This is a genomic window from Endothiovibrio diazotrophicus (genome assembly GCF_054657215.1).
Genome location: NZ_BAAHXB010000120.1, coordinates 1 through 16,829, shown reverse-complemented (window position 1 = coordinate 16,829; position 16,829 = coordinate 1). Strand labels below are relative to the sequence as shown.

Annotated in this window: 14 protein-coding genes; 2 read left to right on the top strand and 12 right to left on the bottom strand. The window is 67.1% G+C overall.

Annotated elements, in window-relative coordinates; translation table 11 throughout:
• Nucleotides 1-168: 168 nt before the first annotated feature.
• The 4 genes from ACYQ2W_RS21585 to phoU all read right to left on the bottom strand — a co-directional run bounded on the left by ACYQ2W_RS21585 (nucleotide 169) and on the right by phoU (nucleotide 3,251).
• Nucleotides 169-624 carry a ligand-binding protein SH3 gene (locus tag ACYQ2W_RS21585; protein ID WP_459872050.1) on the bottom strand — a complete coding sequence of 152 codons (456 nt, stop codon included), beginning with the start codon at nucleotides 622-624 and terminating at the stop codon, nucleotides 169-171.
• 99 nt (nucleotides 625-723) lie between these two features.
• The gene (locus ACYQ2W_RS21580) at nucleotides 724-1,317 is read right to left on the bottom strand and encodes a DUF938 domain-containing protein (protein ID WP_459872047.1); all 594 of its coding nucleotides are present in this window, start codon (nucleotides 1,315-1,317) and stop codon (nucleotides 724-726) included.
• Complete coding sequence (locus tag ACYQ2W_RS21575) at nucleotides 1,314-2,480, bottom strand: GNAT family N-acetyltransferase (RefSeq protein WP_459872044.1); 1,167 nt, start codon at nucleotides 2,478-2,480, stop codon at nucleotides 1,314-1,316. Before ACYQ2W_RS21575 ends, ACYQ2W_RS21580 begins: the two co-directional genes overlap by 4 nt.
• A 54-nt stretch (nucleotides 2,481-2,534) precedes the next feature.
• Nucleotides 2,535-3,251 (bottom strand): phosphate signaling complex protein PhoU, encoded by a 717-nt coding sequence (gene phoU, locus ACYQ2W_RS21570; RefSeq protein ID WP_459872042.1) that lies wholly within the window; start codon nucleotides 3,249-3,251, stop codon nucleotides 2,535-2,537.
• Nucleotides 3,252-3,473: 222 nt separating this feature from the next.
• Between phoU and ACYQ2W_RS21565 the strand changes: the two genes are divergently transcribed.
• Nucleotides 3,474-4,376: a GGDEF domain-containing protein gene (locus ACYQ2W_RS21565; RefSeq protein ID WP_459872039.1), complete on the top strand. Its 903-nt coding sequence runs from the start codon at nucleotides 3,474-3,476 to the stop codon at nucleotides 4,374-4,376.
• A gap of 181 nt (nucleotides 4,377-4,557) precedes the next feature.
• On the opposite strand, the gene ilvD is transcribed toward ACYQ2W_RS21565, so the two are convergent.
• The 4 genes from ilvD to ACYQ2W_RS21545 all read right to left on the bottom strand — a co-directional run bounded on the left by ilvD (nucleotide 4,558) and on the right by ACYQ2W_RS21545 (nucleotide 10,376).
• Nucleotides 4,558-6,411, bottom strand: coding sequence for a dihydroxy-acid dehydratase (ilvD, locus tag ACYQ2W_RS21560; protein ID WP_459872036.1), 1,854 nt, complete (start codon nucleotides 6,409-6,411; stop codon nucleotides 4,558-4,560).
• Nucleotides 6,412-6,565: 154 nt separating this feature from the next.
• On the bottom strand, nucleotides 6,566-8,179 hold the full coding sequence (locus tag ACYQ2W_RS21555) for a C1q-like domain-containing protein (RefSeq protein ID WP_459872033.1): 1,614 nt from the start codon (nucleotides 8,177-8,179) through the stop codon (nucleotides 6,566-6,568).
• A 45-nt stretch (nucleotides 8,180-8,224) separates the two neighbouring features.
• The gene (locus ACYQ2W_RS21550; protein ID WP_459872030.1) at nucleotides 8,225-8,932 is read right to left on the bottom strand and encodes a hypothetical protein; all 708 of its coding nucleotides are present in this window, start codon (nucleotides 8,930-8,932) and stop codon (nucleotides 8,225-8,227) included.
• Between the two features lie 214 nt (nucleotides 8,933-9,146).
• Nucleotides 9,147-10,376, bottom strand: a complete 1,230-nt coding sequence (locus ACYQ2W_RS21545) for a D-alanine--D-alanine ligase family protein (protein ID WP_459872027.1) — start codon at nucleotides 10,374-10,376, stop codon at nucleotides 9,147-9,149.
• Nucleotides 10,377-10,522: 146 nt separating this feature from the next.
• Here ACYQ2W_RS21545 and ACYQ2W_RS21540 point away from each other — a divergent pair, with 146 nt between their 5' ends.
• Nucleotides 10,523-10,852, top strand: coding sequence for a hypothetical protein (locus ACYQ2W_RS21540; RefSeq protein ID WP_459872024.1), 330 nt, complete (start codon nucleotides 10,523-10,525; stop codon nucleotides 10,850-10,852).
• On the opposite strand, the gene ACYQ2W_RS21535 is transcribed toward ACYQ2W_RS21540, so the two are convergent.
• From ACYQ2W_RS21535 to ACYQ2W_RS21520, 4 genes are all read right to left on the bottom strand, one after another.
• The gene (locus ACYQ2W_RS21535; RefSeq protein WP_459872021.1) at nucleotides 10,839-13,367 is read right to left on the bottom strand and encodes an EAL domain-containing protein; all 2,529 of its coding nucleotides are present in this window, start codon (nucleotides 13,365-13,367) and stop codon (nucleotides 10,839-10,841) included. The two genes, ACYQ2W_RS21540 and ACYQ2W_RS21535, sit on opposite strands and share 14 nt — an antisense overlap.
• Before the next feature lie 6 nt (nucleotides 13,368-13,373).
• Complete coding sequence (gene modA / locus ACYQ2W_RS21530) at nucleotides 13,374-14,159, bottom strand: molybdate ABC transporter substrate-binding protein (protein ID WP_459872018.1); 786 nt, start codon at nucleotides 14,157-14,159, stop codon at nucleotides 13,374-13,376.
• A 554-nt stretch (nucleotides 14,160-14,713) separates the two neighbouring features.
• Nucleotides 14,714-15,550: an S-formylglutathione hydrolase gene (fghA, locus tag ACYQ2W_RS21525; protein WP_459872015.1), complete on the bottom strand. Its 837-nt coding sequence runs from the start codon at nucleotides 15,548-15,550 to the stop codon at nucleotides 14,714-14,716.
• Between the two features lie 10 nt (nucleotides 15,551-15,560).
• Nucleotides 15,561-16,670: an S-(hydroxymethyl)glutathione dehydrogenase/class III alcohol dehydrogenase gene (locus ACYQ2W_RS21520; RefSeq protein WP_459872012.1), complete on the bottom strand. Its 1,110-nt coding sequence runs from the start codon at nucleotides 16,668-16,670 to the stop codon at nucleotides 15,561-15,563.
• Between the last annotated feature and the right edge of the window lie 159 nt (nucleotides 16,671-16,829).

Below are 16,829 nucleotides of genomic sequence, written 5' to 3'. Positions count from 1 at the left end.
TCCCGGAAGCGCCAGGCCCGCGTTGCGGCGCTTGCCAAGGGATCACCATTGGCTGCGCACCGCGCCTTGTCCTGGCACTTCCGGGGGGCGCTGATGGCCGATTTGTGGGTAAGAGGCAGGCCTAGCCCTGCCGCGGCAGCGGCGCTGGACGCGGTGGAGACGGCGCGGTTACGCCGCCTTGCCGAACCGCTCCTTGGCCTCCCGGGCTGCCCGCGCCTCTGCCACCGGGTAGGCCTTCCCGGACCACAGCACGCTATAGGCGATCTCCTCGTTGCCGTTCTCACACAGCTCCAGCACCTGCCGGAACAGCGGTTGGAAGGTGTCGCTGCGGTGGGAGGCCTCGTGCTCCTCGAAACTGCGCCAGAAAGTGATGATCAACGCCTCCCGTCCACTCAGCCCACTCGCCACCGCCTGGCCGACGGTGGACCCCTCGTTGGAGACCTGGCCACTGTTCAGCGCAACGAAACCGCCGACGAAGCCGGTCTCCGAGTGGTAGGTCTTGACGTTCTCGCAGAGCAGCGCCACCCGCTCCTCCAGGTCGTCAACGGTATAACCCACCTTGAGGATGACTCGATTGACGGTGACCACCCCGTCCATCGGGAAACCGGGAATCAGTCCGGACATCACACACCTCCCGGGCACTCGCCCGCATATGTTAGATGTCTCTAATATATAATCCAGACCAATTTAATCAAGATTTATTTTATTGGGGTATTTGGCGATTCATGGCTGCCTCCGCCAGCACAACGTCCGGTTGTTGGCCGGCATCTCGAAATTCTCCAGCAACGCCATGCCGGCAGCGTGGGCCAGCCGATCGAGCGCTTCGAAATCACGGATGCCACTCAACGGATCCCGCTCCTTGAGCCACCGGTCGAAGCGGGCGTTGCTCTCGGCGGTGTAGTCGCCGCCGAAATTGAAGGGCCCATAGAGGGCGAACAACCCACCGGGAGGGAGCAGCCGGCCGACCCCGGCGAACATCGCCTCCACCATCGGCCAGTGCATGATGTGGGCGGTGTTGGCGGAGTAGACCGCGTCCACCGCCAACGCCGGCCAGGAGTCCTCCAGCACGTCCAGCGCGACCGGCTCTCGCAGGTTCGGCAGCGCCGCCTCGTCGAGCCACAGCCGGATCCCGCGGTGGTTGTCCCGCCGGTCGCTGGTGTGCCAGAGCAGATGGGGCATCCGCTCGGCGAAAAAGACCGCGTGCTGACCGGTACCGCTGCCGATCTCCAGCACCGCCGAACGGTCGGCGAACAGCGGCCCGATCACCGCCAGGATCGGCTCGCGATTCTGGTCGCACGATTCGGAGTAGGGTTTCATTGGTTTGGCTCCTTGGGAGAGGGGTCTACCGAGCGGTACGGCGAGGAGGAGGCGAGGCGGGTCATCTGGTCGGCAACGGCCGCCCGCTCACGTTCGCAGAAGTCGGCGATTGCCGGGCGCAGCCGTTCGTCCGCCAGCCAGTGGGCGGAGCGGGTGAGGGTGGGGAGAAAGCCGCGGGGGATCTTGTGCTCGCCCTGGGCGCCGGGCTCAAACCGTTTCATGCCCTGCTCGATGCAGTAGTCGATTCCCTGGTAGTAACACGCCTCGAAGTGGAGGCAGTCGACCTCCTCGATGCAGCCCCAGTGGCGGCCGTAGAGGGTATCGGAGCCGCGATACATCAGGGCGCCCGCGACACATTCACCCTGCGCATCGTCGGCCAGCACCAGCACCACCGCCTCCGGCATCCGCTCGGCCACTTCGCGGAAAAAGCCGAGATTGAAGGTGGCAATCCCCCACTTGGTCTCGAAGGTACGATCGTAGAAGCGGGCGAAATGGCGCCAGTCCGCCTCGCCGGCACTGAACCCGTCGAGGCGGCGCAGGCGCACCCCCGCCTCCGCCACCCGCCGCCGCTCGCGACGGATGTTCTTGCGCTTCTTCGCACTGAGGGCGTCGAGGAACTGATCGAACCCGCGGTAGCCACGGTTCTCCCAGTGGTACTGGCAATCATGGCGCACCAGCCACCCCTGCGCCTCCATGACCGCCTGTTCCGTCCCCTCGGCGAAGAGGCAGTGGACGCCGCTGGCCGCGTTGGCCCCGGCCAGCTCCCGCGCTGCGGCCAGCAGCAGCGGCCACACCGCCCCTTCGCGACCGGGGGCGGCGAGCAGCCGTCGGCCGGTGGCCGGGGTGTAGGGGATGGCGCTCACCAGCTTGGGGAAGTAGTCCATGCCGAGACGCCGGTACGCCTCCGCCCAGGCGTGGTCGAAGACGAACTCGCCGTAGGAGTTCTCCTTCTCGTAGAGGGGCATCGCGCCGATCAACCGCTCGCCGTCCCACACCGCCAGATGACACGGCCGCCAGCCGAAGGTCTCGCCGACGCAACCGTGGCGCTCCATGGCGGCAAGGAATTCATGGCGCAAAAAGGGGTTGTCCACCCCGGCCAGGGCGTTCCACGCCTCGGCGGGGATCGCGTCGATATGCGGCTCGATCTGGACCTGCAGACTCATTCGCCGAGGATGGGGCCGGCGCACCCGCAGATCAACACTACGAACCGAGGGGAATCAGCGACCCTTCAGCTCCGCCGCCACTTCGGCGGCGCTGGCGTGATGGAGGTCCTTGCCGTGGACCAGGAACACCACGTGCTCGCAGATGTTGGTGGCGTGGTCGCCGATGCGCACCAGGGTACGGGCGATGCGCATCAGTTCCAGGGTCGGGGTGATGCGGCGGGCGTCGTTCACCATGCCGTCCATCAAGCCACGCATCACTTCTTCGTGATCGCTGTCGATCGCCTCGTCCTGGCGGGCCATGGTCACCAGCCGTTCGGCGTCTAGGCGGGCGAAGGCGTCGACCGCGCCAACGACCATCTCCCGCACCGTCGCCCAGATCGCCTCCACCCGGGAGGTGTCGCCATCCCCGCCCCACTCGGCGGCGAGACGCATCGCCGCCTTCGCCACCTCCATCGCGCGATCGCCCATCCGCTCGAGGTCGTTGATGGTCTTGATCGAGCCGATGATGAAGCGCAGGTCACCGGCGGCGGGCTGGTGCATGGCGATCATCTCCATGCACATGCGGTCGATCCCCATCTCCCGGGCATCCACCTCCCCCTCGCGATCGATCACCTCGCGGGCGAGATTCGCATCGCCCTTGATCACCGCCGTCACCGCATTCTCCACCTGCTCGGCGACCAACTGCCCCATATGCACCACCTGATTGCGCAGCGCCTCCAGGTCATCATCCAGCTTGTGGGATATGTGGGGGGTAATACCAGTAGAACTCACGCGAACCTCCTCATGACGTTGGGGCACCCGCCCCGCGCCGCGCCGCCGGCGCGAAGTGACGGAATTTCGTCGGTTCCCGCCGAGGGGCGGCGACGAGTCGGTGGCTTAATGTAGCAGAAACCGGAACGAATTCGTTTACAGACTGAAATAACAAGGATTTTCCTGTACTGGCACGCTCTTCGCTTTAGTAGTCCCGAAACCGAATCCATCGAGGCCAGCACCATGTACGCCCAGTCCTACGCCGAACTGACCGACCTCCACGCCGCCGAACTGCCCCGCCCGGTCTTCGGGCTGGAGGGTGACGAGCTGGCCAGCCACGCGCTGCGGCTGATGAGTTCGCTGCAGACCACCCTCAACCCCAGCCACCTCTGCGGCCTGTTCGCCGAGACCCTCGGTGAGGCAGTCCCCTTCGACGCCTGGGCCTACCGGTTCGACCAGGAGGGGCTGAAAGAGGGGCGCGGGGTGCTCGCCGGCGATCGTCTCGGCTACGAGCTGCGGATGGGCGAGGAGCGGCTGGGCGAGCTGGCCCTCTACCGCCGCGGTCGCTTCAGCGAGGAGGAGGCCGCGGCGGTCGACTCGCTGATCTGGTGTCTGATCCATCCCCTGCGCAACGCGCTCCAGCACCGCCAGGCGCTGCACACCGCCTACCGCGACCCGCTCACCGGCGCCTACAACCGCCGCGCCTTCGACGACCACCTGGCCCATGAGGTGGCCGCCGCCCGGCGCAACGGCACCCCGCTGTCGCTGGTGGTGATCGACATCGACCACTTCAAGGCGGTCAACGACCACTTCGGCCACCTCGCCGGCGACCGCGCGCTGCAGTCGCTGGCGCACACCGCCGACGACACCATGCGCGGCGCCGACCAGCTCTACCGCTACGGTGGCGAGGAGTTCGTGCTGCTGCTCAACAACACCGACATCGACGGCGCCCGCCACTTCGCCGAGCGGCTGCGCCATGAGCTGGAGTGGCGCGAGCATGACGTCGGCGAGGGCACCCTGAAGATGACCGCCAGCTTCGGCGTCGCCACCCTGGAGGCGGACGAGGACGGCCAAGCCCTCTTCGCCAAGGCCGACGGCGCCCTCTACCGCGCCAAGCATGGCGGCCGCAACCGGGTGGAGGGATAAACCACGAAGCGGGTATCGGCGTTGGGCCGGGGCACGAAATCACGCCCACCAAGACTGACTGCCGAAGCCTCTCCAAGCCCTCCGTATTAAAAATCACCGCCAATCAAGAACCGCAACGCGCAGGAGCACAAAAAAGGCCGGGAGAACCCCGGCCTTTTTCCTATCCGACGACCCTTCTCGGTCAATCGAGCTGCGAGACGTCGCGCACCGCGCCGCGGGCCGCCGAGGTGGTCAGCGCGGCATAGGCCCTGAGGGCAGCGGTGACCACCCGCTCACGGGGCGCCGCCGGCTTCCACGCATCCCGGCCCTTGGCCTCCATCGCCTCGCGCCGGCGCGCCAGCTCCTCGTCACTCACCGCGACGCGGATGGTGCGGTTGGGGATATCGATCTCGACGGTGTCCCCTGCCTCGACCAGCCCGATCGTTCCCCCCTCGGCCGCCTCCGGCGAGACGTGGCCGATGGAGAGCCCCGAGGTGCCGCCGGAGAAGCGGCCGTCGGTGATCAGCGCGCACGCCTTGCCCAGCCCCTTCGATTTCAGGTAGCTGGTGGGGTAGAGCATCTCCTGCATCCCCGGTCCGCCACGCGGCCCCTCGTAGCGGATGATCACCACGTCGCCCGCCTGCACCACATCATTGAGGATGCCGGCCACCGCCGCGTCCTGGGACTCGAAGATACGCGCCGGTCCACTGAACTTGAGGATCGACGCGTCCACCCCGGCGGTCTTCACGATGCAGCCGTCGAGCGCCAGATTGCCGTAGAGCACGGCGAGGCCGCCATCGCGGCTGTAGGCGTGCTCCAGGTCGCGGATGCAACCGTTGGCGCGGTCGTCGTCCAGCGACGGGTAGCGCTTGTCCTGGCTGAAGGCGACGGTGGTCGGCACCCCGCCGGGGGCGGCCATGTAGAAGGTCTTGCGCTTGGGGTCCTCGGTGCGCTGGATATCCCACAGGGCCAGCGCCTCGGCCAGCGAGGCGGTATGCACCATCGGCACCCCGGTGTTGAGCAGCCCGGCGCGATCCAGCTCGCCGAGGATGCCCATCACCCCGCCGGCGCGGTGGACGTCCTCCATGTGATAGAGCTGGGTGCTCGGCGCCACCTTGGCGAGGTGGGGCACCCTGCGCGAGAGGCGGTCGATGTCCTGCATGGTGAAGTCCACCTCCGCCTCCCGGGCGGCGGCCAGCAGGTGGAGCACGGTGTTGGTGGAGCCGCCCATGGCGATATCCAGGCACATCGCGTTCTCGAACGCCTCGAACGAGGCGATGGTGCGCGGCAGCACCGAGCCGTCCTCGCGCTCGTACCACGCCCGCGCCATGGCGACGATCAGGTGGCCCGCCTCCTTGAACAGCCGCTCGCGGTCGGCGTGGGTCGCCACCAGCGAGCCGTTGCCCGGCAGACTCAACCCCAGCGCCTCGGTGAGGCAGTTCATCGAGTTGGCGGTGAACATCCCCGAGCACGAGCCGCAGGTGGGACAGGCGGAGCGCTCCAGGGTCTCCACCGTCTCGTCATCCTCCGCAGGATTGGCGGCGGCGATCATCGCATCCACCAGGTCGAGCGCGGTCTCCTCGCCGTGGACCACCGCCTTGCCCGCCTCCATCGGCCCGCCGGAGACGAACACCGTGGGGATGTTCAGGCGCAGCGCGGCCATCAGCATGCCGGGGGTGATCTTGTCGCAGTTGGAGATGCAGACCAGCGCATCGGCGGTGTGGGCGTTGCACATGTACTCGACGCTGTCGGCGATCAGGTCCCGCGAGGGGAGCGAGTAGAGCATCCCGTCGTGGCCCATGGCGATGCCGTCGTCGATGGCGATGGTGTTGAACTCCTTGGCCACCCCGCCGGCCATCTCGATCGAGCGGGCGACCAATTGACCCATATCCTTCAGATGGACGTGTCCGGGGACGAACTGGGTGAAGGAGTTGGCCACCGCGACGATCGGCTTGTTCCCGAAATCTTCGTCCTTCATGCCGGTGGCGCGCCACAGCGAGCGCGCACCGGCCATGTTGCGGCCTTGGGTGGAGGTGTGGGAGCGGTACTTGGGCATGACGGAACCCCTATCGGAATGGCGTGTCGGGAAAGCCGATAGGATACCCCAAGCCGTCCAAGGCGTCGCAGTACCAACAAGCAAAAAGACGACGCCCCCCTTCACCTGTATCTCTCACCAACGTCCGCAGCAGAACGTTGGTGAGAAATTCAGGTTAATGGTCCGCCTGGAAGATGATGCCGCTGAGCGTCACCCAGCCACTCCCCGCATGAACGATCACGTCGCCGTCGGAGGCCTGCACGCCGTTCATCCCGTTGACATCCACTCGCCCGAACATGAAGGCGCCGTTGAAGGCAACGGTCGGAAAGACCTCGTTCTTGGCGGGACGGTACCCGGGCGGAAGATTGAAGATGACGCCGGTACCGTTCTTCACCAGTCCGCGCAGGTGAACGAATCCTTCGCCGTCCTTGCGATAGGCCACCGTGGCATAATCGTTGCCGTCGTAACCGTAGTTGACCCAGCCATTGAGCAACGGTGGCTCGGCCCACGCCGATCCAACCGATGAGACACCGGGCACGTCGTGGACATCGACCCAGGTCGCCTGCTTGCCGGCGCGGATCGACGTCCCGCTCTCGCAATGGACCAGGAATTCGACGTAGTCTCCTGCGTTCAGCTTGGCATCCAGCGACAGCACCGTGCTCTGATTGTGATTCGCCGCATAGCTGACGTCGTGCTCCCGGCCCAACAGCTCCGTCCCGTTCTTGCGGATGGCAATCTCCGCCACATGACCGCTGTCCACAGCGGCGAAAAAAGCCCCGAAATCGAAGTGGTAGACACCGTTCGCGGCAACCACATATCGCCCGTTCGACGTATCGAAATCCCCCTTGTCGTCGTACACCACCTGGTCGAAAGGCAGGGCCAACTGCGCCCCCGGAGGTAGCCAGAACTCGGACGATATCGTCACCTTGGCGGGGCGCGAACCGCCACCACCGCCCGCCGCCGCTGCGCCGGAGGCGTCCGCGCAAACCCACGCACCGCCGTCGTAACGGGCGACCTGGTCGGTGGTGCACTGCAGAGAGGCCAAGGTGTCGACCGGCGCCTGCCGGTCGCAAACCACCTGAGCCCCGCTCCCCCGACACCACCGATCGGCGATCACCGCCCCCACCTTCGGATCGCTCTCCACGGTGAGACCCACGTCATCCACACCATCGGCGAAGCCGGCCGGGATCCCCGCCACCTCTCCCCACGACACACCGTCCTTGAGCGTGGCGGGCACCGTCGGATCCGTTTCAGTGACGATCCCCACGTCATCCACGCCGTCGGCAAAACCGGCCGGCATATCCCCGACTTCCGACCAGACCACCCCGTCCTTGACCTCCGGCGCCACCGTGGGATCGGTCTCATTCACCACCGTATCGGCCACATCGGCATGATCGGAGTGGAAGCTGTACGCCACTGAGCCGATCCGCTGCCGGGGTACCATCGGCGCATCCCCCGCCACCTGAACCTCGAGCCAATAGTCGCCACCGGTAAAGAGCGTCGAAAACGGCGGCGTGGTGCCGTCACCCAGAAGCACGTTGAACAGCCCGCGCTTCACGTCGACGAAATCGTGACTCTCCACCCACAGCGGGGTGCCGCCCACCGCAACATCGTAGATCACGAACGTAATGCTGTATTGCCCAGACAGCGGGACCCCCGACACATCGCTCAGCTTGCCTTGAAAATTGATTACCGCCGGCGCCTGAGCCCAAGCGGTGGTGGGGTTCGCGGCGCCGATGAGCAGACTCAATACGGCGACGATACGAATCACTTTCCCGATGTTATTCATTTTCCTGGAGTCTCCCTGATACATCCCTTTTCCCGATCCGGCGGCTCACGCCGGATAAAGCGGTAGAAGTTCCGCGAATGCCCTCTTGACGGCCATGACCGCCCCTTCGAAATCACCGTCCTGGATCGCCTGGTCGGCGATCTGCATCCAGCCGGTGGCGGCGACAATCCCGAGCACCCCCTCGCCCAAACTGCCCTTCAACCAGGCGAGTTCCTCGAGGACCGTTTCGTAGAGAGACGCAGCAAGTGGGTATTGATGGGCGGCGGTGAGGGCGGGATCGCTCTTGTCGAGCTTCTTGATCGCGTTGAGGATCTGATTGATGGCCGCAGCCAACAGTGCTGGATCTCCCGTGCTCTGCCACTGCCCCAGCTTGGCAGTGGCCAGCGCCAGACGGTCGATGGCCTGTCCGACCGCGCGGGTGTTGAGTCCTGTCGGCGGCGCAGCAAGTAACGTGGAAAAGGCATCCGCGACCGCGCCGAGCAAGCTCAGATCGAGGGGGCCCGCCGCGTCGGCGCCATACAGGAAGCCCGCCTGGAGGCGCGCAGAAGCGGACGACTCACCTGCCGGTGTCGACTGCCCCGACACCGCCGTCAGCTCATGGCCGAACGAAATGCCATCCCCTCCGGACATGCTGAAGGCACTATCATCGAGGCGGTAGAGGCCTCCGGCCGATGGGGACGCTGCGGCCGAAAAGACGGAGAGCAAGGCGCAAAGCGGCGCCACGAACCGTGCATATCCCTTGAGCATCACCATCAAGTTCCCTCGAATGGTCCGGCGGCAGCGCCGGAATTCCGTGCCCCCTCGAGCAGCGCCACAACTCATGAAGCGAAATCCTCACATGAACTACGCTAACAGCCAACTCCGAAACGACCCACTCCGTGCAACCGGGTGACGGCATTGGCCGTCACGACGCCCCGTCGTCGGCACACCCTACGGACCTCCCTACATCCACGAACGCTCGCGGCAACTACCCCTTGGCACCCTTGGCCCCGCTGCCGGTGAAGCCGTCGAGGACGTTGGTCTCCTGGCTGAATTGCAACCGCCCCTTCTCGCGATGGCGCTTCAGCGCCAGCTGGATCATCTCGTCGAGCAACTGGGCGAAGGACTTGCCGGCATGCTCCCACAGGTAGAAGGAGAGGGAGCCGGGGATGGTGTTGATCTCGTTGGCGTAGGGTTGTCCGTGCTGATCGAGCAGGAAGTCCACCCGGGCGACGCCGGCGCAGTCGAGGGCGCGGAACGCCGCCACCGCCAACCGTTTGATCTCGGCCTCCAGCTCGGCGGGGATCTCGGCGGGGACGACGCGCTTGAGCGAGGCCATGCCACCCCCCTTGGCGCCGCTCGCTCCCTTGCCCCCCCCGCCCTTGGCGGCACCCTTGCCGCCACCACTCATGTACTTGTCCTGGAAGCTGAGGATGGCGTCCGCCGACAGCGGCTCCTCGCAGACCGAGGTCTCCACCCCATCGCGGTCGCCGAGCAGCGCGCAGTTGATCTCCCGCAGCGGCTCCACCGCCGGTTCCACCAGCACCTTGGCGGTGAACTCCAGAGCCAGGTCCACCGCTTCGCGCAGCGCCTCTCGGTCGCCCGCCTTGCCCACCCCGATGCTCGAACCGAGGTCGGCCGGCTTGACCACCATCGGGTATCCGAGCTGCGCCTCCATCCGTTCGATCAACCCGTCGGCGTCGTCGAGCCATTGGGCACCGTAGAACCAGACGCTGTCGAGCACCGGCAGCCCGGCGGCCTGGAACAGGCTCTTCGCGGTCACCTTGTCCATGCCGGCGGCCGACGCCGCGGTACTGGAACCGACGTAGGGGAGATCGGCCATCTCGAACACCCCCTGGAGGGTGCCGTCCTCGCCGTGGACCCCGTGCATGACCGGGAAGGCGACGTCGATCTCGGCGGCCACCCCCGATCCAAACAGACTCCCGAAGAGGCCCGGCTTGGCCGCCATCAGCACGGGGCGGGCGGGGTTGAGCGAGGGGATCACCTCGGTGCAGCGCCTGAGCAGCGCGGGGAGGTCCTTGAAGTTGGCGATGTCGAGCAGCGCCTCGCCGGTGTACCAGGCGCCCCCCTTGGAAAGGTAGAGCGGCACCACGGTGTAGGATTCGCGCAGCATCGCGATCGCCTGCTGGGCGGAGATGATGGAGATCTCGTGTTCGGCGGTGCGGCCGCCGAAGAACACCCCGATTCTCAGTGCCATTTTGCGCGGCCCTTGGTCTGGTGGGTTGGGAGGGCCATTATGGTACTGGTTTTTGCCACGAGAGCGGTGGCTTCGCTCGGCGCCGGCCGCGCAAAAAGTTTTCGCCGCCGGCTCGCCCCCAACGACTCAAACACGAGGTACGCGAGATGAACCGACTCCTGCTGACCGCCGCGCTGACCGCTTTCTCCCTGACTGCTGTGGGGGACGACGCGCCCACCAGCCGCGCCGAGTGCGTGCTCAAATGGATGCCGGGAGTGATGAACGACGTGGTCGCCGAGGCGGTGGTCGACCACTGCCGCGACACCCTGGTGGGCAGCCGTTTCAACGCCACGCCGCGCAAGCCGGGCGAGGGCGGGATGCGCGACGCCTTCGAATGCATCCACCGCTACGCCGCCTCGACCACCTCGCGGGACGCCGCCGAGGCGATCCAGGACGCCTGCGACGACCTCTATCCCGGCCGGGTCAGCGGCTGGTAGCGACGCTCAGCCGGCACTCGGCGATGAAGCGCTCCGCCTCCTCGGCGGGCAGCGGCCGGCTGAACCGGTAGCCCTGCAGGCAGTCGCAGCCGAGTTCGGTGAGAAAGGCCTGCTGGGCCTCCGTCTCGACCCCCTCGGCGACCACCTCCAGCCCCAGATTGTGGGCCAGCGCCACGGTGGCGGCGCAGATCTCGGCGTCGTTGTTGTCCTGCTCCAGATCGCGGACGAAGGTGCGATCGAGCTTCAGGGTCTGGATCGGCAGCCGCTTGAGGTAGGCGAGCGAGGAGTAGCCGGTGCCGAAGTCGTCGATCGCCAGCCGCACCCCCAGCCGGCGCAGGGCGGTGAGCTGCGCCACCGCAAGTTCGGCGTCGCTCATCGCGGCGGTCTCGGTGATCTCCAGCTCCAGCTCGCTCCCCTCCAGGCCGTGGGCGAGCATCGCCGCGCTCACCTGGTCGACCAGCCCCTCGGATTGCAACTGCCTGGCCGACAGGTTGACCGCCATGCGTACCCCGCCGATCCCCGCCGCCTTCCAGCGCGCCAGTTCGGCGCAGGCACGGTCGAGTACCCACGCCCCCAGGGGGAGGATCACCCCGCTCTCCTCGGCCAGCGGGATGAAGCGGTCCGGCGGGATCAGCCCCTGCTCGGGGTGGCGCCAACGCACCAGCGCCTCTACCGCACAGATGCGCACCTCGCCGACATGGATCTGCGGCTGGTAATGGAGTTCCAGCTGCCCCTCCTCCACGGCGACACGCAGCGCGTGCTCCAGGGCCAGCCGCTCGGTGGCGGCGACGCGCATCGATTCGGTGAAGAAATAGTAGTTGTGGCGTCCCCGCTCCTTGGCGTGGTACATCGCCACATCCGCACTCTTCAGCAGCTCGTCGGCGTTGGCACCGTCGGAGGGGAAGACCGCGATGCCGATGCTCGGGGTGGTCTCCAGCTCGTGGTCGGCGATGCGGTAGGGCTCGGAGACCCGCTGCAGGATCTTCTCGGCGACATGGGCGGCATAGGCGCTCTCGGTGAAGCCGGTGAGCACCAGTACGAACTCGTCGCCGCCGATTCGCGCCACGATGTCGCTCTCGCGCACGCAGCCGCGCAGCCGGCTCGCCACCTCCACCAGCAGTTGGTCGCCCACCTGGTGGCCGAGGGAGTCGTTGATGTGCTTGAAGCGGTCCAGATCGATGAACAGCACCACCACCTCCCGCCCCTCCCGGCGGGCGCCGGCCAGTACCTGCTCCAAGCGGTCCTCCAGGCTGAAGCGGTTGAGCAGGCCGGTGAGGATGTCGTGGTGGGCGAGATGCGCGATGCGCTCCTCGGCCGCCTTGCGCTCGCTGATGTCGGTGAAGCTGGCGACGTAGAACCGCGCCTCGCCGGCGGCGTCGCGGATCGCCGAGATGGCCGTCCACTTGGGGTAGACCTGACCGTCCTTCTTGCGGTCCCACAACTCCCCCTGCCAGAACCCCTCCTCCTGCAGGCTGGCCCACAGCTCCTGATAGGTCTCCCGCGGGGTGCGGCCGCTGGAGAGGATCCGCGGGTCCTGCCCGCGCACCTCCTCCAGGGTGTAACCGGTCTGGGCGGCGAAGGCGGAGTTGACGTCGATGATGCAGTTGTCGCGGTCGGAGATGAGGATCGCCTCACCGCTGTTCTCGAAGGCGTTGGCGTAGATGCGCAGCTTGTCGGCCACCGTCTCCGCTTCGCGCTTGGCATCGGCGAGCTCGCGGTGGGCGTGGGCGATATTGCGCGCCATCTCCCCCATCGCCGCGGTGAGCCGCCCCACCTCGTCACCGGCGTCCACCTCCAGGGTGGCGCCGAGGTCGCCGGCAGCGACGTCCCGCGACCACTCCAACAGGCGGGAAAGACGCCCGGTGATCCGCCGGATCACGCCGAAGGCGATCACCAGCACCAGCGCCCCGCCGCCCACCCCGAGGCCGACGGTGATCCACAGGTTGCGGGTGGCCGAGGCGGCCAGGGCGTCACGGGTGGAGGTGATCTCAGTGAGCTCCTCGCGCATCAGCCGACGGGCCGACTCGGTGATCGAGGCGACGTGGTCGTTCTCGGTGTTGGTGAGCAGCGTGAAGGCCGACTCCTTCTCGAAATCGGCGCTCAACCGCACCACCGCATCCATCTCTGCGAAATAGTGGGTCAACTCGGCCGCGAGGCGCTCCGCCTGCCCCCGGGACGCCCCGGGTGAGGTCGCCTGCGCCGAGCGCAGGGCGGCAAAGATACGTCTGCGCGACTGCGCCAACTGATCGCCGACCGCGGCCATCCTCGCCGCGCTCTCGCTGGCCAGGTGGCGCAGCACCAGGGCGCGGTAGTGGGCCAGCGAGCGGTCCAGCTCCTCCAGCTCGCGCATCCGCTCGTCACCCGCCCGGTAGACACCGTCGAAGGCGGCCACCGAGGCGACCAGCGCCCGCGCCGAAAGGGTGGTGGCCAACACCCCGGCGAGGCCGACCAGCAGGATCGGCACCACCAGCTGGCGGAAGAGGGAGCAGTCCCGGTAGGCACGGAGGTGCGGCATGTCCGGCTACCGCGTGATCAGCATGAAACCGGCGGCGCCGAAGCGCTCCCGCGCCACCGGCCCGAGGAGGAAGGCGGCGAACTCCGCCACCCGCTGGTCGGCGGCGGCGGAGCCCAACGGCGCCAGGTAGTAACGGATCGGCGGGTGCCAGGCGGGATCCACCGTCAACAGTGTACGCAGCCGCTCGTCGAGGTTGGTGCGGAAGAGGATGCCCACGCTGCCCCCGTCGGCCCGCGCCAGGGCGTCGGCCAACAGGGTGATGTGCTTGCGGGTGACCACCTTGTCGCGCACCCGCGGCCACAGCCCGGTGTGCTCGAGCGCCTGCTTGGCATAACGGCCGAAGGGGGCCGTGCCCGGATCACCGAGATAGAGGGTGGTGACCTGCGCCGAGGCCAACGCCTCCCAGCCGGCCAACTGCAGCGGGCTCGCCACTGGGGCCGCCACCACCAGGGCGTTGCCCCACGGACTGACCACCCGTCCCGGCTCCACCAGCCCCCCGTCAATCAGCACGTCCATCCAGTGGCGGTTGGCCGAGATGAAGAGATGCGCCGAGATCGCTCCACCGTGCAGCCCCTTGGCGAGGCGGCCGGAGGCCTTGCAGATGAGGCTCACCCCAACCCCATGCTCCTGCCGGTAGCGCTCCACCACCGCCGACAACGCCCCGCAGGTGGAGTTGGCCGCCGCCACTGTCAGGCCGACGGCCGGCGATGGCACGGGAAGGAGCGTCAGCCACACCGACAGCGCGAGGAGGGCCAGGCGGAGCGGAAGCGAATGGAGACGGGCTGGATGCATGGGTACGACTCGTACGATTCGACCGAGCCCCGCGACGGGAGCCCCACACCCCGGGGAAGACCCGGAGACCGTTCCCTGGACCGGACGGACCGTTGCTACGATACCGAAAATTCGTCCAGACGGTAACGTTGCCGTCGCAATGGAGGTAACGAAACCGCCTACGGGAACCGGGACGAGCTCGACGTTCCGGGGCTCCGGCGCAGCCCGATCTGATCGGGGTCGGGCTGGGAGCCTGTCGGACGATGGGGGATCGAGCCGCGGGAGGGCAGGAGGGCGGCCTCAGTTTTTCGAAATTCCGAGGAGAATAGCGGGCTATTTGACGAGGATTTTCGGAAGAGGGTTCTCGGAAAAGGGCAGGGCCGCCAACCCGCTTTCGCGGCCGATTCATCCATGGTCCGACAGACTCCTGGTACGCTTTCCTCAACCCGACCGGAAAGAACGAGCGTAGGGTGGACAAGCGGCAGCGCTTTTACCGGAACGGGGGGCGGCGACCATCCGGCGGGAAGCGACCCACCCGGCCGGCCCCCGCCTCGTCGACCCCAACGCTTTGCCGGTTACTCCGCCAGCGCCTTGGCGTGATAGGCCAGGTGTTCGCCGATGAAGGTGGCGATGAAGTGGTAGCTGTGGTCGTAGCCCTCCTGGCGCCGCAGGGTCAGCGGGAAGTCCCGTTCGGCGCAGACCGCTTCCAGATCCTGCGGGTAGAGCTGTTCGGCGAGGAATTCGTCGCCGGTGCCCTGGTCGATCAGCAGCGGGATCTTCTCCGCGCCGGCGCGGATCAGCTCGGTGGCGTCGTAGTCCTTCCACGCCTCCCGATCCGGGCCCAGATAGGCGCCGAAGCACCCTTCGCCCCAACCGCAGACGATCGGGTGGCAGATCGGCGCGAAGGCGGAGACGGAGCGGTAGGCGCCCGGCTCCTTCAGCGCGCAGATCAGCGCGCCGTGGCCGCCCATGGAGTGGCCGGTGATCGACTTCACGCCGGCAACGAGCGGCAGCTCCGCCTCCACCAGCGCCGGCAGCTCACGGGTCACGTAGTCGTACATCCGGTAGTGGCGGGCCCACGGCGAGCGGGTGGCGTTGACGTAGAAGCCCGCCCCCTGCCCGAGGTCGTAGCGCTCCGGCTCGTCGGCCACCCCATCACCGCGGGGGCTGGTGTCGGGCATCACCAGGGCGATGCCCAGCTCCGCGGCGTAGCGCTGGGCGCCGGCCTTGGTGCGCACGTTGTCGTCGGTGCAGGTGAGGCCGGAGAGCCAGTAGACCGCCGGCACCTTGCGCGTCTCCGCCTGGGGGGGCAGATAGACCGAGAAGGTCATCTCGCAGTCGCAGGCGACGGAGCGGTGGCGGTAGCGGTTGAGCCAGCCGCCGAACTCCTTGATGCGTTCGTTCGGTTCCATGGCGCCCTCCTCAGAAAATGATCACGGAGCGGATGCTCTCGCCGCTGTGCATCAGGTCGAAGGCGCGGTTGATCTCCTCCAGCGGCATGGTGTGGGTGACCATGGAGTCGAGTTCGATCTCGCCGTTCATGTAGCGGTCCACGTAACCGGGCAGCTCGGTGCGCCCCTTCACGCCGCCGAAGGCGGTGCCCTTCCAGGTGCGGCCGGTGACCAGCTGGAACGGGCGGGTGCTGATCTCCTGGCCCGCGCCGGCCACGCCGATGATGGTGGAGACGCCCCAGCCCATGTGGCAGCACTCCAGCGCCTCACGCATCACATGCACGTTGCCGATGCACTCGAACGAGTAGTCGACGCCGCCGCGGGTCATCTCGACGATCGCCTCGGTGACGCTGCCGGGGAGGTTCTTGGGGTTGACGAAGTCGGTGGCGCCCAGGGCCTTGGCCATCTCCCATTTGCCGGGATTGATGTCCACCGCGATGATCCGGCTCGCCTTGGCCATCACCGCCCCCTGGATGCAGGAGAGGCCGATGCCGCCGAGACCGAACACCGCCACCGTCGAGCCCGGCTCCACCTTGGCGGTGTTGAGCACCGCGCCGATGCCGGTGGTGACGCCGCAACCGAGCAGGCAGACCTTGTCCAGCGGCGCCGCCTTGTTGATCTTGGCGAGCGCGATCTCCGGCACCACGGTGTATTCGGAGAAGGTGGAGCAGCCCATGTAGTGGTAGATCGGCTTGCCGTTCATGGAGAAGCGGCGGGTGTGGTCGGGCATGTAGCCGGTCCACACGGTGCCGGCGATGGACTGGCAGAGATTGGTCTTGGTCGAGTGGCAGTATTCGCACTCGCCGCACTCGGGGATGTAGAGCGGGATGACGTGATCGCCTGGCTTGAGGTCCTTCACCCCGGGGCCGCACTCCACCACCTCGCAGCCGCCTTCGTGGCCCAGCACGGCGGGAAAGACCCCTTCCGGGTCCTCGCCGGAGAGGGTGAAGGCGTCGGTGTGACAGACGCCGGAGGCAACCACCTTGAGCAGGACTTCACCCTCTTTCGGACCCTCCACGTCGATGGTTTCGATGGAGAGGGGCTTCTTCGCCTCCCAGGCGACTGCGGCTCGTGCCTTCATGTGGGGATCCTCTTACTGGATGGACGGATGTCGGCGTGGCGGCCGAGTGGATCGAAGACGACCCAGCCGCCAAAATGGTGCGGGAAAAATAGAACGAATGTTCATTTCTGTCAATTGTCGGTTGCGACTCCCGTATAATCGCTGCCCGCACGCCGCCGA